The sequence below is a fragment of the Streptomyces sp. NPDC005263 genome (assembly GCF_042872365.1).
Classification (GTDB): Bacteria; Actinomycetota; Actinomycetes; order Streptomycetales; family Streptomycetaceae; genus Streptomyces.
This window is the reverse complement of record NZ_JBIAKJ010000034.1, coordinates 1-1,362: the sequence shown is the minus strand read 5'-3', so window position 1 is coordinate 1,362 and position 1,362 is coordinate 1. Positions and strand designations below refer to the sequence as shown.

Genomic DNA, 1,362 nt, shown 5'->3' with positions numbered 1-1,362 from the left:
GACTGTGAGGATGATCGGGTGCCGCTTCGAGCGGTGGCCTGACTCGCGCTACGACTGGCTTCGTGCCCTGAGTGTTGATCTGTCGGTCACTGCCCGAAGCGGTATCGGCTGCCGCCGGGCAGGAGATGTGTCCCGATAGGGGCCTTCGCGACAGGCACCGTCACAGTCTTGACCTCCCCGGCCCGGCGGGTGGCCACCGTTCCCGAGGCGATCAGGAGACAGGCGACCTTGCCCAGCGTCACGCAGCCCAATGCCCCGTGTCACGTCCCGTCCGATTCTGTAGAGGAGGTCCTGCTCGGCGTCGACACGCATAAGGATGTCCACGCGGCAGCCATCGTCACCGTTCTCGGCGTCGCCCTGGACGGACGCACATTCCCGGCGACGACTGATGGATATCGTCAACTCGTGTCCTGGGCCCGGTCGTTCGGCACGCTGCGGCGGGCTGGCGTTGAGTGCACTGGCTCCTACGGCGCCGCGCTGGCCCGCCACCTGGGCGCCGAGGGCATCGATGTGACCGAGGTCAACCAGCCGGACAAAGCAGTACGCCGACGCCGCGGCAAGACCGATGCCATCGATGCCGAGGCCGCGGCTCGCGCCGTGCTGTCCGGGCGTGCGACCGCGGCCGCGAAGGCCAGCGACGGCCGCGTCGAGATGTTGCGGCTGCTCAAGCTGGCGAAGGGATCCGCGATCAAGTCCCGGACCCAGGCCATCAACCAGCTCAAGAGCGTTCTGGTCTCGGCGGACGCCGCGCTGCGCGAGTCGCTGGCCGGGCTGAGCAATCCGCGCCTTTTCAAGCGGTGCGCCGAGCTGGGGGACACGGAGGTCGCAAGCCCTGCAGGCACCGCGCGACACGTCCTGAAGCTGCTGGCTCACCGCATCCAGCACCTGACGGAGGAGATCGACGACCTCAACAAGCGCATAGCCGAAGGCGTCGAAGCAAGCGTCCCCGGTCTTCTCGACGTGCGCGGCGTGGGTCCGGACAGCGCCGCGACTCTGCTGGTCGCGGCCGGTGACAACCCCGAGCGCCTCGCCAACGAGGCATCATTCGCGGCTTTGTGCGGCACCAGCCCCGTTGAGGCGTCATCCGGTAAGACCCAGCGACGCCGGCTCAACCGTGGAGGCGACCGACAGGCCAACGCTGCCCTCTACCGGATCGTCCTCAGCCGACTCCGCTGGGAGGACCGTTCCCGGGACTACCTCCAGCGACGGCTGGCCGAGGGCAAGACGCGCCGGGAGATCATCAGGTGCCTCAAGCGCTATGTCGCACGCGAGATCTACCGGCTGATCGTTCCCTCAGAAACGGCGGCTGACCATCCAGACTCCGCTGGAGCCGTGAGTTGACATCCATAGGGGCATCAACCT

1 protein-coding gene is annotated in these 1,362 nt (G+C 67.6%); it reads left to right on the top strand.

All coding sequences use genetic code 11. The features are described from left to right. The first annotated feature begins 228 nt into the window (after positions 1-228). A complete protein-coding gene (locus tag ACFYRY_RS42935) occupies positions 229-1,341 on the top strand; it encodes an IS110 family transposase (protein ID WP_389158960.1) in 1,113 nt (370 codons plus the stop codon). Positions 1,342-1,362 lie beyond the last annotated feature (21 nt).